Here is a 24,321-nt window from a genome sequence, read left to right on the forward strand (position 1 = left end):
GATGAACCTTCACCCGCACTTACGTCACAGCCTGTTGGCCAGTGCCTTGCTGCTGGCAAGCGGCCTGGCCACTGCCGCAGAGCCCCAGGTGATAGCCAAGGAGCTGCAGCAGGCCAAGACCTATACGGTGGCCAGCGCACCGATCGAGCCGCTGCAGATGGACCCGCCAAAGTTGCCCGACCTCACCGGTTTCACGGCCGAGGCGGTGCAGAAGAAAATCGACCGCCGCCACAAGGGCAAGGTCAGCCTGCGCCGTATGTTCCAGGAGGACACCCTCAAGGAGTTCGTTGGCGGCGACAACAAGGCCGCCGAGTGGGTGCAGCGCCAGCACGGCATCCCGCAGGCGATTTTCGTCGATGACGGCCATGTCGACCTGACCGAGCTGAGCAAGAAGGTACCCAAACAGTACTTCAGCGAAGTCGAGCCTGGGGTTTACCTGGCACGCCTGCCGATCGTGGTCGGGCAAAAGGGCATCCTCGAGATCGACGGCAAGGTCAAACAGCTGCGCCTGTCCCAGGAGGGCGGCGCTTTTCTGGTCAATGACGGCAAGCTGTTCGTAACCGACACCCAGGTGACCGGCTGGCGGGAAAAGGACAACGGCCCGGCGACCTTCCGCTCGCCCAAGGAATTCCGCCCGTTTCTGCTGTCGTGGGGCGGTACCGAGACCTATATCGTCAATACGAAGATGGCCAGCTTCGGCTACGCCAAGTCCAAGTCGTATGGCGTGAGCATCTCGCAGTACACGCCGAACATGGCCAAGCGCATGGGCCGCCCGGAGCCCACCGGCTGGATCATCGGTTCGGAGTTCAGCGACATGTGGTACGGCTTCTACTGCTACGAAACCCAGGACTTCGTGATCAAGGACAGCACCTACCGCGACAACATCGTCTACGGCATCGACCCGCACGACCGTTCGCATCGCCTGATCATCGCCGGCAACACGGTGTACGGCACCAAGAAGAAGCACGGCATCATCGTTTCGCGTGAGGTCAACGACAGCTGGATCATCAACAACAAGAGCTACGACAACAAGCTCTCGGGCGTGGTGATCGACCGTAACAGCGTCAACAACCTGGTGGCCTACAACGAGATCTACCGCAACCACACCGACGGCATCACCCTGTACGAAAGCGGCGACAACCTGATCTGGGGCAACAAGCTGGTCAACAACCGCCGCCACGGCATCCGCGTGCGTAACAGCGTGAACATCCGCCTGTACGAAAACGTCGCCATGGCCAACGGCCTGGTCGGCGTATACGGCCACATCAAGGACCTGTCCGACACCGACCGCGACATCGCCCTCGACCCGTTCGACACCAAGGTGTCGCTGATCGTGGTGGGTGGCGAGCTGTCGGCCAACGGCTCCGGCCCGCTGTCGATCGACTCGCCGCTGTCGGTCGAGCTGTACAAGGTGTCCATGCTCGCCCCGCGCAAGGCCAGCGGCATCAGCCTCAATGGTGTGCTGGGTGAGCGCCAGGACGAAATCCTCGACCTGCTGGTACGCCAGCAGAAGGCTGTGCTGATCGACCCGGTCGAACGCCAGACCGAAATGATCGATTAAGGAAGCCCAGACCATGACTCCACACCTGATGAAACTGCTGGGCCTGTCCGCCGCCCTTCTGGCAATCAGCCAGGGCGTGCGCGCCGAAGACGTCAAGGCCCCGACCTTCAACGCCGAGCCCTGCTGCCAGTTGTGCCCTGAAGCGCACGATGCCAGCCGCTACACCACCCGCTATCAGCAAAACTTCACCACGCTGGTGCAGGCCCAGGGCGACTGGCTGTTCCGCACCCGCGAAGACCTGCGCACCGAGTTCAACACCACCCCAGCCGGCTACAAACGCCTGCAGCAAGTGCACGACGCGTTCAAGAAACGTGGTGTGGAACTGGTGGTGGTGTACCAGCCGACCCGTGGCCTGGTGAACCGCAACATGCTCAACCCGGCCGAAAAAGCCGCGTTCGACTACCAGAAGGCCCTGGGCAACTACCAGGCCATGCTCAAGCGCTTCGCCAGCATGGGCTACAACGTGCCCGACCTGTCACCGCTGACCAACGAGCAACTGGCCGCCGCTGACCAGGGCAAGGACTTCTACTTCCGTGGCGACCAGCACTGGACGCCTTACGGTGCACAGCGCGCGGCGAAGATCGTGGCCGACACCGTGCACAAGATGCCGGCCTTCGAAGGTATCCCGCGCAAGGAATTCGAGACGAAGAAGTCCGGGCGCATGGGCAAGACCGGCACCCTGCACAACGTCGCCGGCCAACTGTGTGGCACCAGCTACGCCGTGCAGTACATGGACCAGTTCGCAACCGAGCCGAAGGGCTCCAGCGGTGGCGGCGACGACCTGTTCGGCGATGGCGGCAACGCGCAGATCACCCTGGTCGGCACCAGCCACAGCGGCAAGAACTACAACTTCTCGGGCTTCCTCGAGCAATACATCGGCGCCGACGTGCTCAACGTCGCCTTCCCTGGCGGTGGCCTGGAGGGGTCGATGATCCAGTACCTGGGCAGCGAGGAATTCCAGAAGAACCCGCCGAAGATTCTGATCTGGGAATTCTCCCCACTGTACCGCCTGGACCAGGAAACCATCTGGCGGCAAATCCTTGGCCTGCTCGACGACGGCTGCGACGACCGCCCAGCCCTGATGAGCGCCAGCACCACCCTCAAGCCTGGCAAGAACGAGCTGATGGTCAACGGCAAGGGTGGCGTGATCAAAGACTTGATCAACCGCAACCTGCAGATGGACGTCAAGTTCGAAGACCCCTCGGTGAAGGTGTTGCAGGCCACCCTCTGGTACCTCAACGGCCGCCATGAGGACATCAAGCTGGAAAAACCGGAAACCTCCGACACCGACGGCCGCTTCGTCTTCCAGATGCGCGAAGACGAGGACTGGGCCAGCCAGAGCCTGCTGGCGTTCGAGGTACAGGGGCCGGAAAGCGGCACCCAGAAGGTCGAAGCCAAACTCTGCAAACGCAACAACTTCGCCGTGCCTGCGCAGACCGCGCAGGCTGGCCAGTGAGGCGACCCATGACCATTTTCAAGCGAATTTCCAGCCCCGCCCTGCTCGCGTTGGCCTTGTTTGGCGGTGCCGCGCACGCCGCGCTGGTACCGCCGCAGGGTTACTACCAGGGGATCGAAAAGCTCAAGACCGGTGAGGGTAACTTCCGCTGCGAAGCGGCGCCCAAGCCATACACCGGCCCGCTGCAGTTTCGCAGCAAGTACGAAGGCTCGGACAAGGCACGGGCAACGCTCAACGCAGCCTCGGAAAAAGCCTTCCGCACGTCGACCGAAGACATCACCACGCTGGAGAAAGGCGTGAGCAAGATGGTCGGCCAGTACATGCGCGACGGCCGCCCGGCGCAACTCGACTGCACCCTGACGTGGCTGGGTACCTGGGCACGCGCCGGTGCATTGCTGTCCACCGACTACAACCATACCGGCAAGTCGATGCGCAAATGGGCGCTGGGCAGCATGAGCGGTTCATGGTTGCGGCTGAAATTCTCCAACTCGCAACCGCTGGCGGCACACCAGGCCGAGGCCGACCTGATCGAAAAATGGCTCAGCCGCCTGGCCGAGCAGACTGTGCGTGACTGGAGCGACCTGCCGCTGGAGAAGATCAACAACCACAGCTACTGGGCGGCCTGGTCAGTCATGGCTACCGCCGTCGCCACCGACCGTCGCGACCTGTTCGACTGGGCCGTGAAGGAATACAAGGTGGGCGCCAACCAGGTGGATGACCAGGGCTTCCTGCCCAACGAAATCAAGCGCAAGCAGCGCGCGCTGGCCTATCACAACTACGCCTTGCCGCCGCTGGCGATGATTGCCAGCTTCGCCCAGGCCAATGGTGTTGACCTGCGCGCCGAGAACAACTTCGCCTTGCAGCGCCTGGGTGAAGGCGTGCTGGCCGGCGCCCGCGATCCCAGCCACTTCAAGGCGCGCGCGGGCAAGAAACAGGACATGACCGACCTCAAGGTCGACAGCAAGTACTCCTGGCTCGAGCCCTGGTGTGCGCTGTACCACTGCGTCGGCGACACGCTTGAGCGCAAGCACGACATGCAGCCGTTCAACAGCTTCCGGCTGGGGGGCGATGTGACCCGGGTCTACGACCCGAGTGCAGAGAGCAAGAAATGAATTGACCCCCATTGCGGGGGCGGAACCTGTGGGAGCGGGCATGCCCGCGAAGAAGCCACCGCGGTGCATGGCAAGGGCTTGCCCGCTCCCACAGGAATCTAAGTTGCCTTCCAGTCTTGCACTGGGGGGTTTGGGGGGCGCTTTGCCCTGGATGCTGTGAACAAATTAGGAGAACCGGGATGGTCTTCTCGTCCAACGTGTTCCTGTTCCTGTTCTTGCCGATCTTCCTCGGCCTGTACTACTTGAGCGGGCAACGTTATCGCAACCTGCTGCTGCTGGTCGCCAGCTACATCTTCTACGCCTGGTGGCGAGTGGACTTCCTGGCACTGTTCGCCGGCGTCACCCTGTGGAACTACTGGATCGGCCTGAAAGTCGGTGCCGCCGGTGTGCGCACCAAGCCGGCGCAGCGCTGGCTGCTGCTCGGCGTGGGTGTCGACCTGGCGATCCTCGGCTACTTCAAGTACGCCAACTTCGGTGTCGACAGCCTGAACGCGATCATGACGTCGTTTGGCCTGGAGCCATTCATTCTGACCCACGTGCTGCTGCCGATCGGTATCTCGTTCTACATCTTCGAGTCGATCAGCTACATCATCGACGTATACCGCGGTGACACCCCGGCTACCCGCAACCTGATCGACTTCGCAGCGTTCGTGGCGATTTTCCCGCACCTGATCGCAGGCCCCGTGCTGCGCTTCAAGGACCTGGTCGACCAGTTCAACAACCGCACCCACACACTGGACAAGTTCTCCGAAGGCTGCACCCGCTTCATGCAGGGCTTCATCAAGAAAGTGTTCATCGCCGACACCCTGGCCGTGGTCGCCGACCACTGCTTCGCCCTGCAAAACCCCACCACGGGCGATGCCTGGCTCGGCGCCCTGGCCTACACCGCACAGCTGTACTTCGACTTCAGCGGCTACAGCGACATGGCCATCGGCCTGGGCCTGATGATGGGCTTCCGCTTCATGGAAAACTTCAAGCAGCCCTATATCAGCCAGTCGATCACCGAGTTCTGGCGGCGCTGGCATATCAGCCTGTCGACCTGGCTGCGCGACTACCTGTACATCACCTTGGGCGGTAACCGCAAAGGCACCTTCAATACCTACCGCAACCTGTTCCTGACCATGCTGCTGGGCGGCCTGTGGCACGGTGCAAACTTCACCTACATCATCTGGGGCGCCTGGCACGGCATGTGGCTGGCCATCGAGCGCGCGCTGGGCCTCGACACCAACCCGCAGCGCTTCAACCCGGTGAAGTGGGCCTTCACCTTCCTGCTGGTGGTGGTCGGCTGGGTGATCTTCCGCGCCGAAAACCTGCAGGTGGCCGCCCGTATGTACGGCGCCATGTTCAGCTTCGGCGACTGGCAGCTGTCGGAGCTCAACCGCGCCCAGCTCACCGGTCTGCAGGTGGCCACGCTGGTCATCGCCTACCTCACCCTGGCGTTCTTCGGCCTGCGCGACTTCTACCGCAATGCCAGGCCGACGCCCAAGGTGGCCCCGGTGCAGGTCAACGCTGACGGCTCGATCGGCCTGGACTGGACCCGGGTGATGACCCGCGCACTGATCCTGCTGCTGTTCGTCGCCTCGATCCTCAAGCTTTCGGCGCAAAGCTACTCGCCGTTCCTTTACTTCCAGTTCTGAGGTTGATGACCATGACCCGGACATTACGCATCACCTACTCCCTGTCGTTCCTCGGCCTGCTGGTCGGCATGGGCGCCTGGTCCACCGGTGGCCTGCAGAGTTTCCAGCGCACCGAGCAGATGACCCTGCTCAACGGCAAGCTGGCCAAGGCCGCCGAGACCCACTACGACGCCGAGTTCCCGATCAAGCGCCTGGGCACCAACCTGTGGGCGGCCATGGACTTCAAACTGTTCAACGAAGGCCGCCCTGGTGTGGTACTGGGCCGCGACCAGTGGTTGTTCAGCGACGAGGAGTTCAAGCCCACCGCCGGTGCCGAGCAATTGATGCAGGAGAACCTGGCACTGATCCGTGGCGTACGCGACACCCTGCAGCAACACGGTAGCCAGCTGGTGCTGGCGATCGTGCCGGCCAAGGCACGGGTCTACGCCGAGTACCTGGGCAAAGAGCGGCCTGCCAGCCTGCATGACGACCTGTACAACCAGTTCCATGCCCAGGCACGCCAGGCCAACGTGTTCGCACCGGACCTGATGGCACCGATGGAGCAGGCCAAGGCCCGCGGCCAGGTGTTTCTGCGTACTGACACCCACTGGACGCCTATGGGGGCCGAAGTGGCGGCGCAGGCGCTGGCCGAAGCGGTCAGCCGCCAGAGCCTGCTCAATGGCGACCCACAAGCCTTCATCACAGAAGCGGGCAACACCGCCCCCTACAAGGGCGACCTGACCAACTTCCTGCCACTGGACCCCTTGTTCAGCAACCTGCTGCCGGCCCCGGACAACCTGCAGAAACGCACCACCCGGCCGGTCGATGCCGAGGGTGACGCCGGCGACGCGTTGTTCGCCGACAAGCAGATCCCGGTTGCACTGGTAGGCACCAGCTACAGCGCCAACCCGCACTGGAACTTCCTCGGCGCGCTGCAGCAGGCCCTGGGCAGTGACGTCGCCAACTACGCCGAAGACGGCCATGGCCCGCTGCTGCCGATGCTCAAGTACCTGCAAAGCGATGCCTTTAAAAACGCCGCACCACAAGTGGTGGTGTGGGAGTTCCCCGAACGTTATCTGCCAATGAAAAACGACCTCAGCAGCTTCGATCCGCAGTGGATCGCGCAGCTGAAAAACTCCCGTAAATCCGAAGAAAACCTGGCCTTGTCGTCCACCCGGACAGACCACTGACTGATAGAGAGGAAACGCACATGACTACCAAGACTTCCATTGCCAAAGCCCTCACCCTCGCGGCCGGCCTTTCCCTTGCTTCGATGCAGGCCTTCGCCGGTGCCGACGCCGCACTGTATGGCCCAAGTGCGCCGAAAGGCTCGACCTTCGTACGCCTGTACAACGCGACCAGCGCACCCGCCGCCGCGTCGGTCGGCAACACCCAGATCAAACAGGTTGGCGCACAGGCCAGCAGCGATTTCAGCTTCCTGCCAGGCGGCGACTACACCGCCCAAGTCGGCGGCAAGAGCGTGCCGGTCAAGCTGGCCTCGGACAAGTACTACACCCTGGTCAACAGCAACAGCGGCAGCCCGAAGCTGATCGAAGAACCACCGTTCAAGAACAAGCAGAAAGCCCTGGTGCGCGTGCAGAACCTGAGCGACCAGCAACTGACCCTGAAAACCGCCGACGGCAAGACCGAAGTGGTCAAGCCGGTGGCCGCCAACGGCCGTGGCGAACGCGAAATCAACCCGGTCAAGGTCAACCTGGCGCTGTACCAAGGAGACAAGAAAGTGGGTGACGTGAAACCCGTCGCCCTGGAGCGCGGCGAAGCCGCAGTGCTGTACGTAACGGGTTCCGGCAACGCCTTGTCGCCGGTGTGGGTAACTCGCCCCGTGGCTAGCAACTGATTCCCCTGCCTCTCAACGACTATTGGAGAAACATGATGATCCCGGTAATTCTTTCTGGTGGTAGCGGTTCCCGTCTGTGGCCTCTGTCGCGCAAGCAGTTCCCCAAACAGTTCCTGGCCCTGACCGGTGAGCACACGCTGTTCCAGCAAACCATCGAGCGCCTTGTATTCGAGGGCATGGACACCCCGATCGTGGTCTGTAACAAGGACCACAAGTTCATCGTCCAGGAGCAACTGGCCGCACTGAAGCTGGAAACCCAAGGCATCCTGATGGAACCGTTCGGCCGCAACACCGCGCCGGCCGTGGCCATGGCTGCCATGAAGCTGGTCAACGAAGGCCGCGACGAGCTTATGCTGGTGCTGCCTGCCGATCATGTGATCGATGACCAGAAAGCCCTGCAACGTGCCTTGGCCTTGGCCACCGTGGCCGCCGAGCGTGGCGAGATGGTGCTGTTCGGCGTGCCGGCGACCAAGCCGGAAACCGGCTACGGCTACATCCGTTCCAGCCAGGATGCGCTGCTGCCCGAGGGCGTGGCGCGGGTTGCGCAGTTCGTCGAGAAGCCCGACGAAAAACGCGCGGCCGAGTTCGTCCAGGCCGGTGGTTACTTCTGGAACAGCGGTATGTTCCTGTTCCGCGCCAGCCGCTTCCTCGAAGAGCTGAAAAAGCACGACGGCGACATCTACGATACCTGCGTACTGGCCCTGGAGCGCAGCCAGGAAGACGGCGATGTGCTGAGCATCGACGAAGCCACCTTTGCCTGCTGCCCGGACAACTCCATTGACTATGCGGTGATGGAGAAAACCCAGCGTGCCTGCGTGGTGCCGATGTCGGCCGGCTGGAGCGATGTAGGCTGCTGGTCGTCGCTGTGGGAAGTGCACGAGAAAGACGACAACGGCAACGTCACCAAGGGCGACGTGGTGGTTCAAGACAGCCGCAACTGCATGATCCACGGCAACGGCAAACTGGTGTCGGTGATCGGCCTGGAGAACATCGTGGTGGTCGAGACCAAGGATGCCATGATGATTGCCCACAAGGACAAGGTCCAGGGCGTCAAGCAGATGGTCAAGACCCTCGACGAACAGGGCCGCACGGAAACCCAGAACCACCTGGAAGTGTATCGCCCGTGGGGCTCGTACGACTCGGTGGACATGGGCGGCCGCTTCCAGGTCAAGCACATCACCGTCAAGCCGGGCGCCAGCCTGTCGCTGCAGATGCACCATCACCGCGCCGAGCACTGGATCGTGGTATCCGGTACCGCCGAGGTGACCTGCGACGAGAACGTGTTCTTGCTGACCGAAAACCAGTCGACCTATATCCCCATCGCTTCGGTGCACCGTTTGCGCAACCCGGGCAAGATCCCGCTGGAGATCATCGAAGTGCAGTCCGGCAGCTACCTGGGCGAGGATGACATCGAGCGCTTCGAGGATGTGTATGGGCGCACGTCCACACCCATCGAGCGCGGCGTTTCGGTGAAGACTATCGCGCAGTAAATGCTGACTCGCCCCTGGGCTGACCAGGGGCGAACCTGCTTATTCAACGCTTGGGGCTATGACGTAGATGTCGAATGGGCCACCCACCACCCTGAAAGGTCGCTGCAAATCATCCTCCCCTTCAAATTCGAAGGATTCAGCCCTGATGCTTGTGGCAGTCATTTCGAGTTTCCGGATACGTCCGGATTTCGCATAGCCGCCATAGGTTGTGCCGCGCTTGTGAACAAGCGCCCGGTTCGCCTCACCCCCGATAACGACATCCCGCACGCCCTCCTGTAGTTCCAGATCGAAGTCAATGTAGACGTCCGCATCTTCGGCCTGCCCCTTGTACGCATACAACCACGCTGATTTTTCAGCGCTCCCGTAGTCCACGCCCTCGGAAACGAAATCCTCCTTTTGACCCGCAAGGCTGATGACAGCCGTAACGTTGCCCTTGGCAGGCGTTTTTTTCATTTCTTGCACAGGTTTTTGCTCAACCGATGTGTCACTCATGGCCATGCTCCTTTTGAATAGGCATGGCGGAATCTAGAATGGATGTACCCTTTCCACTACTCGCAGTATTGCCAGGTCTGGCTTCTGGCATAGTTGCTCACCGGTTACCTGACCGCTGGGTTTTAGATAGGCTGTAGATATCCCTGCGCGCGAATGAGGCGATTACGCGATGCTGATCGGTGCCCTGCTGATCCTCACCTGGCTGGTGTTGTTGTTGCGTTACCCAGCCAAGGCTCTTCCCATCTCCCTGGCGGCCGTGTTTGGCCTGGGCCTGGTGGCCTTGTTCGTGGTCTGGCAAGACAGCCGCGAAAGCAGTCGATTGGCACGCCTGGACCTGCGCCTGACCTACGCCCCCGAACACTGTCCCGCCGACCGTGCCCTGCAGGTACGCATGAAGAACGGCAACGACGTGCCGCTGACCGAACTGCGCTGGCGCGTGGCAGCGTACGCACCGGGCGATACCGTAAACCTGGCCGAGAACACCTACAATGCACCGCGATACCGAGGGCCAGGTGAATTGCAGCCGGGGGCCGAGTGGCATGACTGCCTGCCATTGCCGCCGCTGCGTTCCGGCTATCGGCCGCAGACCCTGGAATTCCGGGCAGAGCACCTGCAAGGTACATTTGCCAATTGATGTGTTGCCTATGCCGGCCTCTTTGCGGGTCAACCCGCTCCTGCAGGGTGTAGGGGCAGGTTGACCCGCGAAGAGGCCGGCACAGGCAACAACCAATCCTCCATGACAACAGGCCCCTACCATGCCCACCGTCCTGATCACCGGTTGTTCCAGCGGCATCGGCCGCGCCCTGGCCGACGCCTTCCGCGATGCGGGCCACCATGTCTGGGCCACCGCCCGCAAGCCTGAGGATGTCGAGCAACTGAGTGCCGCCGGCTACACGGCCCGGCAGTTGGATGTAAACGACAGCGAGGCACTGGCCCGCCTGGCAGAGGAACTGCAAACCCTCGATATCCTGATCAACAACGCGGGTTACGGTGCCATGGGCCCACTGCTCGATGGTGGCGTCGACGCCCTGCGCCAGCAGTTCGAAACCAACGTCTTCGCCGTGGTCGGCGTTACCCGGGCGCTGTTCCCGCTGCTACGCCGCTCACGCGGCCTGGTGGTGAATATCGGCAGTGTATCGGGCGTGCTGGTCACGCCATTCGCCGGCGCGTACTGCGCCTCGAAGGCGGCAGTGCATGCCCTGAGCGATGCCTTGCGCTTGGAACTGGCACCGTTCGGTGTGCGGGTAATGGAAGTACAGCCGGGTGCAATTGCCTCGCAGTTCGCCAGCAATGCCCAGCGCCAGGCTGAGCAGGTGCTGGCGGTCGACTCGGCGTGGTGGCCTTTGCGTGAGCATGTGCAGGCGCGGGCGCGGGCATCGCAGGACAAGCCAACGTCGGCGGCGGTATTTGCCCAAGGCGTGCTGGCAGCAGTCGGCAAGTCGCCGGCGCCCGCAGTGGTACGTTTGGGGAATGGCAGTACAGCCTTGCCGCTGATGGCACGGTTGCTGCCGCGGCGGTTGCTGGACTGGGCGCTGCGCAAGCGCTTTGGCCTGCTGCGCCCACTCTGAGTGATCGCCTGCCTGTACCCGCGAAAGGGCCGGGCCTGCAGGACAATTTTCACCCGCCGTTCACCGTTGCCGCCGCTACCGTATTCGCGGGTAAACCCGCTCCTACACAGATTGGTGGTGGACACATTTCGGTGGTTGGACACAGGCCGCCGTGTAGGAGCGGGTTCACCCGCGAAGAGGCCGGTGCAGCCTGCAAAGAATCAGGCCATGGAGCGCAGTGCCCCCCCCTTCAAACTCTGTGCTTCCTCCCTAGCTGTGAGCATTCGGCAGCTGCTCGTCAAACGCCTGCCAGCCACCGCCCAGTGCCTTATAAAGCCCCACCAGCGCCTGCGACACCGCCGCCGAGCTGTCGATCCATTGCTCCTCGCTGGCCAGCAGCGCGCCTTGCACCGTCAGCACATTGAGAAAGTCCACCGCCCCTTCCACATACTGGCGCTGGGCGGTTTCCAGGGCGATACGGTTTTGCCGCACGGCCTCGGCAAGGTGATCACGGCGCAACTGACTGGCGTTGTACAGGCGTAGCACATCGTCAATTTCATGCCAGGCCCCCAGCACCACCTTGCGATAGTTCAGCGCGGCTTCCTGCTGTTGCGCCTCGCGCAGTTCCAAGGTGCCCTTGAGCCGGCCGCCCTCGAAAATTGGCAGCGACATCTGTGGACCGAAGGCGAACCGGCGCGAATCCCAGCCACCGAAATCCGACAGCTGCATCGCCTGGAAGCCGACACTGCCCGACAGGCGGATACTCGGGTAGAAATCCGCCTTGGCCACGCCAATACTGGCAGTGGCGGCATGCAGGCGGGCCTCGGCCTGGCGGATGTCCGGGCGGCGCTCGGCCAGTTCGGACGGCAAGCCGATGGCAAACTTCTGCTGCGGCGCAGGCAGCTCGCCGCCTGGCAGCAATTCGGCCTGGAGGCTGCGCGGCGGCTCGGCAGCGAGCAGGCTGAGGGCATTGATCAGGTCATCACGCCGCGCTTCCAGACTTGGCAGGCGCGCTTCGATAGAAGCGACCTGGGCGCTGGCCTGGGCCACATCCAGGCGTGTGGCAACGCCTTCGGCCTGGCGGTCCTGGGACAGCTTCAGGCTGTGCCGGGCGACCCTGAGGTTATCCTGCGTCACATCGAGGGTGTGCTGCACGGCACGCAGCTGGATGTAATTGCCGGCGGTTTCCGAAAGCAGTGCCAACAGCACACCGCGGCGGTCATTCTCGGCCACTTCGACCGTGGCATCGGCAGCCTCGACCTGACGCCGCACACGGCCCCACAGGTCCAGTTCCCAACCAGCCACCAGGTCGCCCTGCCAAAGGTTGAAGGCTTCTTTCCCGGCTTTGCCGGACGGATCGCTCAAGCCATCGGTGCTGTTACGAGCGCGGCTGTAACCGGCGTTCACGTCCACCGACGGTACTTCGTCGGCAGCCAAGGTACTGCGCAGGGCACGGCTTTGCAGCAGCCGCGCGCTGGCCATCTGCAGGTCGAGGTTGCGTTCGGCAACGCGCTGGATCAAAGCGCTCAGGCGGGCATCGTGGAACGTTTCCCACCAGCGCAGTTCAAGCGGTTCGGCCTGCGGCTGGCTGGCCGCCGCCTCGCCTTGCAGCGGCGCCCACTGCTGCGGGGCCTGGCTATCTGGGCGCAGGAAATCCGGGCCCAGGGTGCAACCGGTCAGCAGCACAGCCAGCAGCAAAGGGCTCAAGCGTAATCCCGGTTTCATCGCGCGCTTACCTCTTTGCCGTCCAGCTTGTCGCCACGCGTGTCGATGGTGGCTTCGACCGACATGCCCACACGCAGGCGGGTGAGCAGTGGCTGGCCATCATCGAGAACGATCTTGACCGGAATGCGCTGCACCACCTTGGTGAAGTTGCCGGTGGCGTTGTCTGGCTTGACTGCGGCGAAGGTTACGCCGGTAGCCGGGGCAATGCTTTGCACATGGCCTTGCAGGGTTTCGCCGGAGAAGGTGTCGACGCTGATGCGCACCGGCTGGCCCGGCTGTACGTGGGTCAGCTGGGTTTCCTGGAAGTTGCCGACCACATAGGCCTGCTGCAACGGCACCACCGACAGCAGGCGAGCGCCCGGGTTGACGTAGGCCCCCACGCGCAGGGCGCGTTCGCCGACCATACCGTCCACCGGCGCTGTGATGCGGGTGTAGGACAGATCGAGCTGGGCCTTTTCCAGGCCTGCTTCGGCACGCTTGAGCTGGCCATCGGCGCTGGCCACTTGAGCCGTGAGGATGTCTACCTGCTTGCGCGCCGCCACCCGCGCAGCTTGAGCGTTGGCCAGGCGAGCACGGGCTTGATCGACCGCGCTGCGCGCCTGCTGGGCGTTCTGCACGGTACCCGCGCCCTGCTCGGCAAGGCGGCTGTAGCGGTTGACTTCATGGTCGGCGAACGCCGCTTCAGCCTGGGCCGCCTTCACTGCCGCTTCGGCCTGGGCAATCAGCGCGTCCTGGCGTTCAAGCGTGGCGCGGGCATCGGCGCTTTGTGCCTGGGCTACCAGCAACTGCGCCTGCGCAGCATCCAGCGCAGCCTGGTAGTCACGGGCGTCGATGGTCGCCAGCAACTGGCCAGCCGTGACCTGCTGATTGTCTTCCACCAGCACTTGCTTGATGAAACCGGCGACTTTGGGCGCGACCACGGTGTAGTCGGCGGTCACATAGGCGTCATTGGTACTCTGGCGGTGGTCACTGCCAAACATCCAGGGGCCGACGATGCCGGCCAGGACGGCCACGGCCAGCACCGAGCCGATGAAAAGGGTTTTGCGGTTGTTGGTCATTTCAATGGTTCTCGAAATCATCCAGGGCTCAAGCCACCGCACGCGGCGGATAGACCCGGGTAGGCACGAAAGGAATCAGGCAGATCAGGGCCACGGCGATACAGGCCAGCACCAGATAGAGGTCAGCCGAGGTCAATACCTGCGCCTGGTCGTGAATGCGCTTGGCCAGGCCGGCGGCGTTGCCGTCGACCAGCGGGGCGTTGCCCAGGCTGTCCACCAGGTGATTGGAATGGAAATGCCGGCGCAGGGTGCCAAGAACATCCAGCAGGCCACCGGCGATGACGGCGGCCAGGCCCTTGACGGTGTTGAACCAGCTGGAGGCGAACGGGCCCTCCTGCGGGGTCATGCCATTGGTGGACAGCATCAGCAACGGCAGCACTGCCATCGGTTGGCCGACCACCTGCAGCAGGTAGAACGGGTAGAAGTCGCCACGGATCCACTCGCTGGTCAGCAGGCTGCTGCCAACACAGGACACCGCCAGCATCGCCAGGCCAATGCCCAGCACCCAGCGGCAGTCCACTGCGCGGATGTTGCACAGTGCCGCCGTCAGCGGCAGGGCGATCAGTTGCGGCATGGCCACCAGCATCATCAACGGGCTGGTCTGCGCTGGGCGGTAGCCCTGGATCTGCGCAAGGTAGGCCGACGGGATGCTGCCCACACCCGAGAGCACGATCAGCACACCGGCCAGGGTCACCAAGGCGAAACTCAAGTTGCGCCGCTGCAACAAGCGCAACTGGAAAAACGGCAACGGCTCGGACCACTCGTTGTACATGAACAACACCAGCAACAGCAGGCCACCGCCCAGCAGCCAGCAGATCAGCGGCGAGTCGAACCAACCCCAGCGGTCGCCCAGCGACAGGCCCAGCACAGTGCAACTGATGGCGGGCAGGCCCAGCAGTACGCCCCGCCAGTCGAACTGTTTGAAACGCTCCAGGCGCAGCGGGTCCTGCGGCAGCCCCCAGCCTACGCAGACCATGGCCAGCAGCGAGGGCAGGATGATCTGCCAGAACGCCCATTGCCAACCGACGTATTCGGTCCACAGCCCCGCCAGCGGCGTGCCGAGGTTGGGGCCAAAGGTGGCGGTCAGGGCGTAGCAGGCCAAGCCATAGACCTTGATACCTGGCGGCAAAAAGCGCAGGGCCACGCTCATCAACATCGGCGGCAACGCGCCAGCGGCAAAGCCCTGCAGTACACGCAGCAACATCAGGCTGTGCAGGTTGGGGGCGAACGGTTGCAGCAGGCCAAGCACGGCGAACAGACCAATAGCGCTCATGGTGAAGCGGCGCAGCGAGAAGGTCGTCGCCAGCCACGGTGCAAAGGCCATGGCCGAGACCGAAGCGGCGCTGTACACCGCCAGCAACCAGGCACCTTCGTCGGCACCGATGCCCAGGGCGCCGCGGATATCGGCCAGGGAAATCTTGGTTACCGACTCGTTGAGGCCGGCGCACAGCACAGCCAGCAATACACCGAACAACCCGACCACTACCTGCAGGCCGAACGCCGCCTGCACGGGCGCAGCCGGCGCGGGGGCGGCGGCAATGGCGGCAGACGGGGCGGACAGGGAACTCATGGGCAGACATCTCCGGCAACAAATTTGCGACTGGAGCAAGTCTAAAAAGGTCGAATGCTTACGAAAACTGACTTGTTGGCAGTTTTATATTGCGTCAAACGCAATCGGGCAACGGATGCGCACGTGCCATACGCCTCAAGGGTCCATCCTGCCGCACGCCTTCAACGTCTGCCGCAGCCAGCGATGGGCCGGGTCGTTATCGAACCGCGGGTGCCATGCCTGCATGACATTGACCTTTTCCAGTGGCACGGGGATCTCGAAGGACCTCAATGGCAGTTTCAGCCTGTTCACACTGTTCAGGATATTGGCGGGTATCGGCAAGATCAGGTCCGAGTCCGGCAGCGAAAACATCGCGGAGTGAAAACTCGTCGTGATCAGCGCTACCCGGCGCTCCACCTTGTAATTGGCCAGTGCCACGTCGATAGGCCCATTGGCACGGCCACGGCGTGACACGCTGATGTGCGGGTAGGCGGCGAAGCGCTCAGGGGTGATCTCGTCATCGAAAACCGGGTGCCCTTCACGCGCCAAGCCCACGAAGTAGGTGTTGAACAGGCTCTGAACCTTGATTTCGGGGCCCAGTTCAATGGCTGAACTGATGATCAAGTCGATTTGGCCATTGCGCAGCACCGCATCATCGTCGCCGCTGCCCTCCGGCACAAAACGCAGCACCGTATGCGGTGCCTGGGCCAGCATCATGCGCAACAACTGAGCGCCATACAGGGCGATGAACAGGTCATTGGTGCGGATGTTGAAGGCACGGTCCAGGTTCACCAGGTCGACATCGTCGCGACTGCGAAATACCTGCCCGGCCTGCTCCACCAGGCCATGCACCTGCTCGCGCAAGGCCAGCGCACGCGGCGTCGGCACCAGGCCACGGCCGGCCCGCACCAGGATCGGGTCACCCAGCGCTTCGCGGATACGCCCCAGGGTCCGGCTCATGGCTGCCGGGCTCAGGTTCATGCGTTGCGCCGCGCCAACCACGCTGCCCTCGTCGAGCAAGGCATCGAGGGCGACAAGCAGGTTCATGTCCGGAAGTTGCATGGCCGTTTTCCGTTACAGCTGTGGGAAATGTGATGGTATCAGGTTGATGGATTGCACCGGACGCAATGCGCTTGTGCGTGGTGGGCCATTTATTCAGGGAAAGGATTGGGTCAAGAATGATGCATGGCAGGTTCGGCCCTTTCGCGGGTAAACCCGCGCCTACGTTGGTCTACGCGAAGAGGCCGCCCCAGCCCCCAAATACATCAAGGATCCTGCATGCCCAGCCCCGTCCTGATCGCCATCGACGCCTCCCCCACATCTGCCGCCCTGCTTGCCCTCGCCCGCCGCTACTGCCGCCCGGGCGAGCACGAACTGCACGTGCTGCTGGCCATCGATTCGACCTTCGCGGTGCACGCGCAACCCGCGCCCTACACCGCCGAGGAACGGGAAGAATACCCCGCCGCCTGCGAGGAACAGCAGCATGCCGACCACGCCGTAGCCGAGGCCGTGCGCGAACTGCAGCAAGCCGGCTTCGCCAGCCAGGGCTGCATGGTGGCCGGGCTGCCAGTTGAAGCGATTGTCGCCAAGGCGCAAGAGCTGCGTTGCGAGCTGATCATCATGGGCCACCGTCACCTGTCGCGGCTGGGGCGGTTGCTCGACCCGTCGATCAGCGCGAAGGTGATTGATCGGGTCGAAGTGCCGGTGTTGGTGGGGGCGGCGAGTGCCTGAGTTGCGCGAGGTGTCGCCAAGCGGATCGGGCAGCGCGCGGGGTGCGCTCGATCGGCCTGGCGACGTATATCTCAAGGCGAACTCGGCTTCACCACCACCGTACAAGTCGTCCCCGCCGCCAGCAAAAACCCTTCCGGCACTTCATCGATGTGAATGCGCACCGGCACCCGCTGTGCCAGCCGCACCCAGTTGAAGGTCGGATTCACGTCGGCGATCAGCTCGCGGCTCTGTGGGTTGTCACGGTCGTAGATGCCGCGGGCAATGCTCTCCACATGCCCCTTGAGGCGCTCGCCGCTCATCATCTGCAATTCGGCCTGGTCCCCCACCTTCACATGCGGCAGCTTGGTCTCCTCGAAGAACCCGTAAACCCAGAACGAGTGCTCGTCGACCACCGCCATCACTGCTTCGCCGGTACGCGCATAGTCGCCCTTGTGGATATTCAGGTTGGTCACGTAGCCGTCAACCGTCGCCACGATATGCGTACGCTTGAGGTTCAGCTCGGCTGCGGCCAACTCGGCAAGGGCTTGTTGATAATCGGCTTGGGCGGAATTGGCGATGTTGCTGGCGTCGTCGCGGTTTTCCTTGGAGATCACCAGGTTGTCCATGTCGGCACGGCGCTTGGCATTGACCTTGCGCATTTCCCAGGTGGCCTTGCGCGAGGCGACCAGTGCCTTGGCCTGGTCGACGGCCAACTGGTAGTGCTCAGGGTCGATCTGGATCAGCAGGTCGCCCTTCTTCACCCGCTGGTTGTCCTTGACCGGTACATCCACCACGTAGCCGGGCACGTCGGCAGCGACGTTGATGATGTCGGCACGCACACGGCCATCACGGGTCCATGGCGTGGTCATGTAGTGCAGCCACAACTGGCGACCGATGGCCACGGCAGCGACCAGCACCAGCAGGGTGGCGATCAGGCTGAAGAACTTTTTCATCGAAGGATTCTCACCAGTAGACAGTCAGCGCCATGGCGCCGAACAAGCAGACGAACAGGCTCAGGCGCAGCAGCGCCGGGTGCCAGAAGAAGCGGTAGCCATCATGGCTGGCAATGAACCGGTCCAGGCCCCAGGCCAGGCCCAGGGCAAACAGGAACATCAAGGTCATGGTGGGCATGTACACGCCATGGAAGGCGATCTCACGGGGCATGGTGCAGTCCTTTCGCCGGTGCCAGTGGCGACTGTGGGTCCAGCAGGGAAGTACGGATGAAGTGCAGGTAGCTTTGCACGCGGCGCAGCACCGAGGTGTCGAAGTGCCGGGCGAATGGCTCGTCGGTGGCCTGCACGCGTGCGATGGCGTGGTCCACTGCCACCAGTGCGCGCTCGTGGTTGCTGGCGCTGGGCTGCAGGAACAGCCGGGTCAGCGCACGGCCCATGACACGGATTGCCTGGCGCCAAGGCTGCGACTCGGCATAGGCCGGGTGCACCGGGGCGCGGGCTTGCTCCTTGCGCAGCTCGATGACGGCGTGGCCGATCTCCAGCACGGTGAACATCCAGCCCATCAGCTGGCTTTGCACCTGCGGCTTGCCGGCCGCCAGGCCATAGGCCTGGTGCAGCAGGTCGCGGGTGCGGCTTTCGAAGGCCGAGCCCAGGCCGCGCAGGCGGCCGCTGATGGCGAACAGCACCTGCTCGCGCAACGCCTGCTCCAGGCGGCTCCACAACCAGCGGCTGTTGGGCGGCAGGATGATCGCCCCGGCGGCGGCACAGACGAACATGCCGATCACCATGCCGATGTAGTCGTTGATGAAGGTGTACGGGTCATAAACGGTGAGGTTGTTCGGCACCGAACCAATCGCGAAGAACACCAGCAGGCCGATGCCATAACCGGCGTAGGCAGGGCGCGACGAAAGAAACGCGCCCAGCACGAACACAGGCGCCAGCACCATGCACAGCAGCGGAAAACCGTCGATCCAGGGGAACACGAAGAAGGTTTCGAAGAAGCCGACAAAAGCGCCGATGGCCGTGCCGCAAGCCATCTGGAACGACATGCGCTTGGGGTTGGGCGACGCCGCCGAAAGGCATACGGTGACCGTGGCGATCAGGGTCATCATGGCGCCACTGGGCCAATCGCTGAGCAGCCAGTAACTGCCCAGCAGCAACAGCACTGCCGAGGCGCGCACACCGGCCGCCAGCGATACCAACCAGCTGGTCTGCGCCACGTAGGGCTCGTCCCACTGCTCGCGCTCGTGCTTGTGCGCGGCCAGCGAGGCATGGGTTTCGGCGTAGCTCAACATCTCGTCGACGAAGCGGTACAGCAGCTCGAACGCGGTGTGAAAATCGAGCAGGTCGGATTCGCTGGGGTCCGTTGCCAGGTACTCAGCCCGCAGCCCTCGCACCTGAGCCTGCAGGCCTTCCTTGTAGGCGGCCAGCTCCAGGGTCAGGCGCAGCGCATCGGCGTCAGTCAACGCCCGGCCCACATAGGGCTGCAGCAACTCCACAAGGGTGTTCAGGCCCGGTTCGATGGCACTGACGATCTGCAGCGGGCCACGGGCACGCAGGCGCTCCAGCAAGCGGTGCAAGGCATTGAAGCGGGTGGTGATGGCCATGAACTCGCTGTTCATGCGCACCAGCCGGCCACTGCGACGGCGCATGTGCGGGTCTTCGAAAGCGGTGACGTTGCGCAGGCTCTCAAGGCCCACGGCCTCTGCCACGAAGCGCACGTTGCTGCTCTCGAAGCGGTCCTTTTGACTGTCGCCACGCAGGGCCTCGACCACCACCCCGGCAAACACGCCAAAGCGCTGGTACAGGGCGTTGCGCATTGCGGCACTGGCCGACTGCGGCAGGATCGCGGCACTGACGAAGGTCGACACCAGAATACCCAGGGCGATTTCCAGCGCCCGCCATACCGCTGCCATGAACGCCTGGTCGGGGTGTTGCAGCACCGGCAGGCCGATCATCGCTGCGGTGTAGCCAGCCAGCACGAAACCATAGGCGCGGAAGGTGCGGTAGCGCATGGCACCGGCTGAGCACAGGCCCACCCACAGGGCCAGGCTGGGCAGAAACAGCTCGGTGTTCTGCGGGAAGATGGCGATCAGCGCCACCATCATCGCCGAGCCGGCCAGGGTGCCCAGCACCCGGTAGAAGCTCTTGGCGAACACATGCCCGCTTTGCGGCTGCATGACGATGAACACGGTGATCATGGCCGTGCGCGGTTGCGGCAGCTCCAGGCGCATGGCCAACCACAAGGTAATGAACGCGGCGGCCAGCACCTTGAAGATGTACACCCAGGTCACGCCGTCGGTGCGCGCCCAGGCAAAGAAGCCCCGGCGCCATTCCAGGCTTTGCAGCCAGCGCACGGGCAAACTGGAAGTGCTCATTCGGCGTTATCCGGCTTCTTGTCGAAAATGGCCAGGGTGGCCGGGGTCTTCGGTGCTGCCTGGCGTTCCTCTTTCGGCGCATCCTGACCGGCCTGCAGGCCACCACCCAGGGCGGTGACCAGCTCGGCATGGGCAATCAGGCGGGCGGCCTGCACCTGCTGCTGCACCTGCTGCTGGCGGAACAGCAAAGTCTGCGCGTTGAGCACGTTCAGGTAGTCGGTAAGGCCGCGCTGGAACGCGACCATGGCGATGTCGTAGGTTTTCTGCGCGGCAGCAACCGATTCGGCGGCGAAGTGCGACTGTTCTTTCATCGACTCGCGGCGGATCAACTGGTCGGAGATGTTCTTCAGTGCACCAACCACGGTCTGGTTGTAGCGGGCCACCGCCACGTCATACCCCGCCGAGGCCACGCCCAGTTCTGAGCGCAGGCGCCCACCGTCAAAGATCGGCAAGCTGATGGCCGGGCCGACGTTGTAGTTGAACTTGCGCCCGGTCAGGAATTCCAGCGGGCCACCGCCGGTGGCCATGAAGCCCAGGCTGCCGACCAGGTCGACGTTGGGGAAGAAGCCGGCGTGAGCGACGTCGATGCCACGCGCCTGGGCAGCCACCTGCCAGCGGCTGGCAACCACATCAGGCCGCTGGCCAACCAGTTCGGCGGGCAGGTTCGAAGGCAGTTTCAGCGGCGCGGCCAAGGCCAGGACCGGGCGCTGCAACTGCGCGCCTTCCCCCGGCCCCTTGCCGGCCAGTGCGGCCAGCTGGTTGCGGGTCAGGGCAATTTCTTCGTCGAGGCTGTCGAGCTGGCGGTGGGTTTCCGGCAGCGGCGCTTCGGCCTGGCTGACTTCGAAATGGGTGCCGATACCGGCATCCAGGCGACGCTTGGCCAGGGCCAGGATCTGCTCCTGCTGTTCCAGTTCGGCCTTGACGATATCGCGCTGGGCAAAATGCAGGCTCAGCTGGATGTAGGCACGCACCACATTGTTCTGCAGTTCCAGCTGCGCCTGACGGGCTTCGGCCACGCTCATGTGCGCCTGGTCCACGGCCTGCTCGCTGGCATTGCGCTCGCGCCCCCACAGGTCAAGGGCGTAGCTGAAACCGATGGCGGCGTTGTTGTCCCAGGTGTTGGCACCCGACAACGCGCCGGGGCCATAAAACTGGTCTTCAGGCCAGTTGTGGCGCTTGAGCGTTGCCTGGCCGTTGGCCTGGAGCTTTTCCGCCGACTCGACCACACCGGCCATGGCCTTGGCTTCGCGCACCCGCGCCGCGGCCATGGCCAGGCTTGGGCTATCGGCCACGGCCAGGGTAACCCAGCGGTCCAGCTGTGGGTCACCATAGGCGTGCCACCACTGCTGGTCGGGCCAGTGAGCGTCGGTCGCGGCTTCGCGAATGGCCGCGTCGGTGGTCAAGGTATTGGCTTGCAGCGTCTTGCTTTGCGGGGCAATGCCCCAGGTTCCGATACAGCCGCTCAAGGTGAGGGCAAGGGCACAGGCACTGAACGCCTTGAGCGTTCTGATGATGCGACGCGGCACAGCTGCGATTTCCCGAGGAAGAGGTGAAGGGGCCGGGCAATTCTAGGGGGCAGCAGCACTGGCGATAAGCACAGATTCCTGCGAATCTTTGTTACCAAAACAGCGATAATCCGCCTTTGGTCGAAGGCAACTTTTTCTCTTTTCCAAGTTACTTCGTGACACAATTTTGTCCTCTACCTCGAGAGTGACCCATGGACACCCTGCAAAACATGCGTGCTTTCAGTTGCGTAGCCCAACTCGGCAGCTTCACTGCCGCTGCGGCGCAACTGGATACGACCACCGCGAACGTGTCGCGGGCAGTCTCCAATCTGGAAGCCCATCTGCAAACAAGGCTGCTCAACCGTACCACCCGCCGCATTGCGCTGACCGAAGCCGGCAAGCGCTACCTGATGCGTTGCGAACAGATTCTTACCTACGTCGAAGAAGCCGAGGCCGAAGCCAGCGACGCCCATGCGCGCCCGGCCGGGCAGTTGAAGGTGCATTCGATGACTGGGGTCGGCCAGCACTTCGTGGTCGATGCCATCGCCCGCTACCGCGAAACGCACCCGGACGTGACCTTCGATTTGACCATGGCCAACCGCGTGCCCGATCTGCTCGACGAGGGTTATGACGTCTCCATCGTGCTGGCCACCGAACTGCCCGACTCAGGGTTCGTTTCGCAGCGCCTGGGCATCACCTACAGCATTGTCTGTGCCTCGCCCGCCTACATCGCCCAGCATGGCGTGGCGCACAAGCCTGCCGACCTGCTCAAGCACGCCTGCCTGCGCATGGTCAGCCCGGTCATACCGCTGGAGAAATGGCTGTTCGATGGCCCGGAAGGCCAAGAGATGGTCAACATCACCAGTTCGCCGTTCATGGTGAATACCGCCGATGCCATGAAGACTGCGATCCGCAGTGGCATGGGCGTAGGCGTGCTGCCGATCTATTCGGCTATCGAGGGCCTGCGGGACGGTAGCCTGGTTCGGGTGCTGCCCGAGTATCGCCTGCAGGAGCTGAACCTGTATGCCATCTATCCATCGCGGCAGTATCTGGATGCCAAGATCAAGACCTGGGTCGAGTACCTGCGCAACTCGCTGCCAGAGATTCTTGCCGCGCATGAGGCAGACCTGAAAACCCACCAGGTGCTGATCGCCAACTAAAAAGCTGCTGCATTGCGGGGGCTGACAATGGTAGGTTGCTAACCATTGATTTCGCCTGTTCCGCCCCTTTCGCGGGCAAGCCCGTTCCTGCAAGGCACCGCGCCCCTGTAGGCGCGGGCTTGCCCGCGAAGAGGCCGGCACAGCCCCACCCCGCCTAGCAGAGAAGTTGCCCGATGAAAAAGACCGTCCTGGCCTTCAGCCGTATCACCCCGGCCATGGCCGAGCGCCTGCAGCAAGACTTCAACGTGATTCTGCCCAACCCCAAGCTCGGCGACATCAACGCCCAGTTCAACGAAGCCCTGCCTGAAGCCCATGGTCTGATCGGCGTTGGCCGCAAGCTCGGCCGAGCGCAGCTTGAAGGCGCGGCCAGGCTGGAGGTGGTGTCCAGCGTGTCGGTCGGCTATGACAACTACGACCTCGACTACTTCAACGAGCGCGGCATCGCCCTGACCAACACCCCCGACGTGCTGACCGAAAGCACCGCCGACCTGGGCTTCTCGCTGATCATGGGCTGCGCCCGGCGCACCGCCGAGCTGGATGCCTGGACCAAGGCCGGCAACTGGCAGGCCACCGTGGGCCCGGCCCACTTCGGCAGCGATGTGCATGGCAAGACCCTGGGCATCGTCGGCATGGGCAACATTGGTGCAGCAGTGGCACGCCGTGGCCGCTTTGGCTTCAACATGCCGATCCTGTACAGCGGCAACAGCCGCAAGACTGCGCTGGAACAGGAGCTGGGCGCACAGTTCCGCAGCCTGGACCAGTTGCTGGCCGAAGCCGACTTCGTGGTCATCGTGGTGCCGTTGTCCGATGCCACCCGCAAACTGATCAGCAGCCGCGAGCTGAAGCTGATGAAGCCGAGTGCGTTCCTGATCAACATTGCCCGTGGGCCGGTGGTGGATGAGGCGGCGCTGATCGAGGCGCTGCAGAACGGCACCCTTCGCGGCGCGGGCCTGGACGTGTACGAGAAAGAGCCGCTGAGCGACTCGCCGCTGTTCAAGCTACCCAATGCGCTGACGCTGCCGCACATTGGTTCGGCTACTGCCGAAACCCGTGAGGCCATGGCCAACCGAGCGATCGACAACCTGCGTGCGGCGCTGCTGGGCGAGCGGCCGCGGGACCTGGTGAACCCGCAGGTGTGGAAGGGCTGACCG

21 protein-coding genes are annotated in these 24,321 nt (G+C 63.3%); 12 read left to right on the forward strand and 9 right to left on the reverse strand.

Features of this window, described 5'->3' with window-relative positions:
• The first annotated feature begins 1 nt into the window (after position 1).
• The 7 genes from algG (at position 2) to AC3WLP_RS03445 (ending at position 9,093) form a co-directional block, all read left to right on the forward strand.
• Positions 2-1,561 carry a mannuronan 5-epimerase AlgG gene (algG, locus tag AC3WLP_RS03415; protein ID WP_003251754.1) on the forward strand — a complete coding sequence of 520 codons (1,560 nt, stop codon included), beginning with the start codon at positions 2-4 and terminating at the stop codon, positions 1,559-1,561.
• A gap of 13 nt (positions 1,562-1,574) precedes the next feature.
• Positions 1,575-3,017, forward strand: a complete 1,443-nt coding sequence (locus tag AC3WLP_RS03420; protein ID WP_088513322.1) for an alginate O-acetyltransferase — start codon at positions 1,575-1,577, stop codon at positions 3,015-3,017.
• An 8-nt stretch (positions 3,018-3,025) separates the two neighbouring features.
• The gene (locus AC3WLP_RS03425) at positions 3,026-4,129 is read left to right on the forward strand and encodes a mannuronate-specific alginate lyase (RefSeq protein ID WP_019752510.1); all 1,104 of its coding nucleotides are present in this window, start codon (positions 3,026-3,028) and stop codon (positions 4,127-4,129) included.
• Positions 4,130-4,308: 179 nt separating this feature from the next.
• Positions 4,309-5,766, forward strand: a complete 1,458-nt coding sequence (locus AC3WLP_RS03430) for an MBOAT family O-acyltransferase (protein ID WP_047604385.1) — start codon at positions 4,309-4,311, stop codon at positions 5,764-5,766.
• A gap of 11 nt (positions 5,767-5,777) precedes the next feature.
• A complete protein-coding gene (locus AC3WLP_RS03435) occupies positions 5,778-6,935 on the forward strand; it encodes an alginate O-acetyltransferase (RefSeq protein WP_088513321.1) in 1,158 nt (385 codons plus the stop codon).
• A gap of 20 nt (positions 6,936-6,955) precedes the next feature.
• Complete coding sequence (locus AC3WLP_RS03440; protein WP_003251744.1) at positions 6,956-7,603, forward strand: alginate O-acetyltransferase AlgF; 648 nt, start codon at positions 6,956-6,958, stop codon at positions 7,601-7,603.
• 35 nt (positions 7,604-7,638) lie between these two features.
• Complete coding sequence (locus tag AC3WLP_RS03445) at positions 7,639-9,093, forward strand: mannose-1-phosphate guanylyltransferase/mannose-6-phosphate isomerase (protein WP_003251742.1); 1,455 nt, start codon at positions 7,639-7,641, stop codon at positions 9,091-9,093.
• A 39-nt stretch (positions 9,094-9,132) separates the two neighbouring features.
• Here the strand turns inward: AC3WLP_RS03445 and AC3WLP_RS03450 are convergent, their stop codons facing one another.
• The gene (locus AC3WLP_RS03450; RefSeq protein ID WP_088513320.1) at positions 9,133-9,585 is read right to left on the reverse strand and encodes a hypothetical protein; all 453 of its coding nucleotides are present in this window, start codon (positions 9,583-9,585) and stop codon (positions 9,133-9,135) included.
• A 169-nt stretch (positions 9,586-9,754) separates the two neighbouring features.
• Here AC3WLP_RS03450 and AC3WLP_RS03455 point away from each other — a divergent pair, with 169 nt between their 5' ends.
• Together AC3WLP_RS03455 and AC3WLP_RS03460 are read left to right on the forward strand one after the other, a co-directional pair.
• Positions 9,755-10,219: a hypothetical protein gene (locus AC3WLP_RS03455; protein WP_004577148.1), complete on the forward strand. Its 465-nt coding sequence runs from the start codon at positions 9,755-9,757 to the stop codon at positions 10,217-10,219.
• Between the two features lie 121 nt (positions 10,220-10,340).
• Positions 10,341-11,153 carry an SDR family oxidoreductase gene (locus tag AC3WLP_RS03460; RefSeq protein ID WP_088513319.1) on the forward strand — a complete coding sequence of 271 codons (813 nt, stop codon included), beginning with the start codon at positions 10,341-10,343 and terminating at the stop codon, positions 11,151-11,153.
• Between the two features lie 249 nt (positions 11,154-11,402).
• On the opposite strand, the gene AC3WLP_RS03465 is transcribed toward AC3WLP_RS03460, so the two are convergent.
• From AC3WLP_RS03465 to AC3WLP_RS03480, 4 genes are all read right to left on the reverse strand, one after another.
• Complete coding sequence (locus AC3WLP_RS03465; RefSeq protein ID WP_088513318.1) at positions 11,403-12,857, reverse strand: efflux transporter outer membrane subunit; 1,455 nt, start codon at positions 12,855-12,857, stop codon at positions 11,403-11,405.
• The gene (locus AC3WLP_RS03470; protein ID WP_003251732.1) at positions 12,854-13,915 is read right to left on the reverse strand and encodes an HlyD family secretion protein; all 1,062 of its coding nucleotides are present in this window, start codon (positions 13,913-13,915) and stop codon (positions 12,854-12,856) included. The genes AC3WLP_RS03465 and AC3WLP_RS03470 overlap by 4 nt, the downstream gene beginning before the upstream one ends.
• A 28-nt stretch (positions 13,916-13,943) precedes the next feature.
• A complete protein-coding gene (locus AC3WLP_RS03475) occupies positions 13,944-15,485 on the reverse strand; it encodes an MFS transporter (RefSeq protein ID WP_088513317.1) in 1,542 nt (513 codons plus the stop codon).
• A gap of 135 nt (positions 15,486-15,620) precedes the next feature.
• Positions 15,621-16,526, reverse strand: a complete 906-nt coding sequence (locus AC3WLP_RS03480; protein ID WP_003251728.1) for a LysR family transcriptional regulator — start codon at positions 16,524-16,526, stop codon at positions 15,621-15,623.
• 216 nt (positions 16,527-16,742) lie between these two features.
• Between AC3WLP_RS03480 and AC3WLP_RS03485 the strand changes: the two genes are divergently transcribed.
• Positions 16,743-17,195, forward strand: a complete 453-nt coding sequence (locus AC3WLP_RS03485) for a universal stress protein (RefSeq protein ID WP_088513316.1) — start codon at positions 16,743-16,745, stop codon at positions 17,193-17,195.
• Positions 17,196-17,266: 71 nt separating this feature from the next.
• Here the strand turns inward: AC3WLP_RS03485 and AC3WLP_RS03490 are convergent, their stop codons facing one another.
• From AC3WLP_RS03490 to AC3WLP_RS03505, 4 genes are read right to left on the reverse strand one after another with little or no spacing between them, the layout of a single operon-like run.
• Entirely contained in the window at positions 17,267-18,127 is an 861-nt protein-coding gene (locus AC3WLP_RS03490) for an efflux RND transporter periplasmic adaptor subunit (RefSeq protein ID WP_004575355.1), read from the reverse strand.
• 10 nt (positions 18,128-18,137) lie between these two features.
• Positions 18,138-18,338 carry a DUF1656 domain-containing protein gene (locus AC3WLP_RS03495; RefSeq protein ID WP_009685040.1) on the reverse strand — a complete coding sequence of 67 codons (201 nt, stop codon included), beginning with the start codon at positions 18,336-18,338 and terminating at the stop codon, positions 18,138-18,140.
• Positions 18,328-20,505, reverse strand: coding sequence for an FUSC family protein (locus tag AC3WLP_RS03500; RefSeq protein WP_003251716.1), 2,178 nt, complete (start codon positions 20,503-20,505; stop codon positions 18,328-18,330). The genes AC3WLP_RS03495 and AC3WLP_RS03500 overlap by 11 nt, the downstream gene beginning before the upstream one ends.
• Complete coding sequence (locus AC3WLP_RS03505; protein WP_088513315.1) at positions 20,502-22,031, reverse strand: efflux transporter outer membrane subunit; 1,530 nt, start codon at positions 22,029-22,031, stop codon at positions 20,502-20,504. The genes AC3WLP_RS03500 and AC3WLP_RS03505 overlap by 4 nt, the downstream gene beginning before the upstream one ends.
• A 191-nt stretch (positions 22,032-22,222) precedes the next feature.
• On the opposite strand from AC3WLP_RS03505, the gene AC3WLP_RS03510 reads away from it, so the two are divergent.
• Positions 22,223-23,170 carry a LysR family transcriptional regulator gene (locus tag AC3WLP_RS03510; protein ID WP_003251712.1) on the forward strand — a complete coding sequence of 316 codons (948 nt, stop codon included), beginning with the start codon at positions 22,223-22,225 and terminating at the stop codon, positions 23,168-23,170.
• Positions 23,171-23,343: 173 nt separating this feature from the next.
• On the forward strand, positions 23,344-24,318 hold the full coding sequence (locus AC3WLP_RS03515; RefSeq protein ID WP_004575357.1) for a 2-hydroxyacid dehydrogenase: 975 nt from the start codon (positions 23,344-23,346) through the stop codon (positions 24,316-24,318).
• Positions 24,319-24,321: the final 3 nt, after the last annotated feature.

Source organism: Pseudomonas sp. FW305-E2, assembly GCF_058782925.1.

Excerpts from the sequence above, each read along its gene's own strand:
- algG (WP_003251754.1), top strand. The coding sequence starts at position 2 with ATGAACCTTCACCCGCACTTACGTCACAGCCTGTTGGCCAGTGCCTTG.
- AC3WLP_RS03420 (WP_088513322.1), top strand. The coding sequence starts at position 1,575 with ATGACTCCACACCTGATGAAACTGCTGGGCCTGTCCGCCGCCCTTCTG.
- AC3WLP_RS03425 (WP_019752510.1), top strand. The coding sequence starts at position 3,026 with ATGACCATTTTCAAGCGAATTTCCAGCCCCGCCCTGCTCGCGTTGGCC.
- AC3WLP_RS03430 (WP_047604385.1), top strand. The coding sequence starts at position 4,309 with ATGGTCTTCTCGTCCAACGTGTTCCTGTTCCTGTTCTTGCCGATCTTC.
- AC3WLP_RS03435 (WP_088513321.1), top strand. The coding sequence starts at position 5,778 with ATGACCCGGACATTACGCATCACCTACTCCCTGTCGTTCCTCGGCCTG.
- AC3WLP_RS03440 (WP_003251744.1), top strand. The coding sequence starts at position 6,956 with ATGACTACCAAGACTTCCATTGCCAAAGCCCTCACCCTCGCGGCCGGC.
- AC3WLP_RS03445 (WP_003251742.1), top strand. The coding sequence starts at position 7,639 with ATGATCCCGGTAATTCTTTCTGGTGGTAGCGGTTCCCGTCTGTGGCCT.
- AC3WLP_RS03450 (WP_088513320.1), bottom strand. The coding sequence starts at position 9,585 with ATGAGTGACACATCGGTTGAGCAAAAACCTGTGCAAGAAATGAAAAAA.
- AC3WLP_RS03455 (WP_004577148.1), top strand. The coding sequence starts at position 9,755 with ATGCTGATCGGTGCCCTGCTGATCCTCACCTGGCTGGTGTTGTTGTTG.
- AC3WLP_RS03460 (WP_088513319.1), top strand. The coding sequence starts at position 10,341 with ATGCCCACCGTCCTGATCACCGGTTGTTCCAGCGGCATCGGCCGCGCC.
- AC3WLP_RS03465 (WP_088513318.1), bottom strand. The coding sequence starts at position 12,857 with ATGAAACCGGGATTACGCTTGAGCCCTTTGCTGCTGGCTGTGCTGCTG.
- AC3WLP_RS03470 (WP_003251732.1), bottom strand. The coding sequence starts at position 13,915 with ATGACCAACAACCGCAAAACCCTTTTCATCGGCTCGGTGCTGGCCGTG.
- AC3WLP_RS03475 (WP_088513317.1), bottom strand. The coding sequence starts at position 15,485 with ATGAGTTCCCTGTCCGCCCCGTCTGCCGCCATTGCCGCCGCCCCCGCG.
- AC3WLP_RS03480 (WP_003251728.1), bottom strand. The coding sequence starts at position 16,526 with ATGCAACTTCCGGACATGAACCTGCTTGTCGCCCTCGATGCCTTGCTC.
- AC3WLP_RS03485 (WP_088513316.1), top strand. The coding sequence starts at position 16,743 with ATGCCCAGCCCCGTCCTGATCGCCATCGACGCCTCCCCCACATCTGCC.
- AC3WLP_RS03490 (WP_004575355.1), bottom strand. The coding sequence starts at position 18,127 with ATGAAAAAGTTCTTCAGCCTGATCGCCACCCTGCTGGTGCTGGTCGCT.
- AC3WLP_RS03495 (WP_009685040.1), bottom strand. The coding sequence starts at position 18,338 with ATGCCCCGTGAGATCGCCTTCCATGGCGTGTACATGCCCACCATGACC.
- AC3WLP_RS03500 (WP_003251716.1), bottom strand. The coding sequence starts at position 20,505 with ATGAGCACTTCCAGTTTGCCCGTGCGCTGGCTGCAAAGCCTGGAATGG.
- AC3WLP_RS03510 (WP_003251712.1), top strand. The coding sequence starts at position 22,223 with ATGGACACCCTGCAAAACATGCGTGCTTTCAGTTGCGTAGCCCAACTC.
- AC3WLP_RS03515 (WP_004575357.1), top strand. The coding sequence starts at position 23,344 with ATGAAAAAGACCGTCCTGGCCTTCAGCCGTATCACCCCGGCCATGGCC.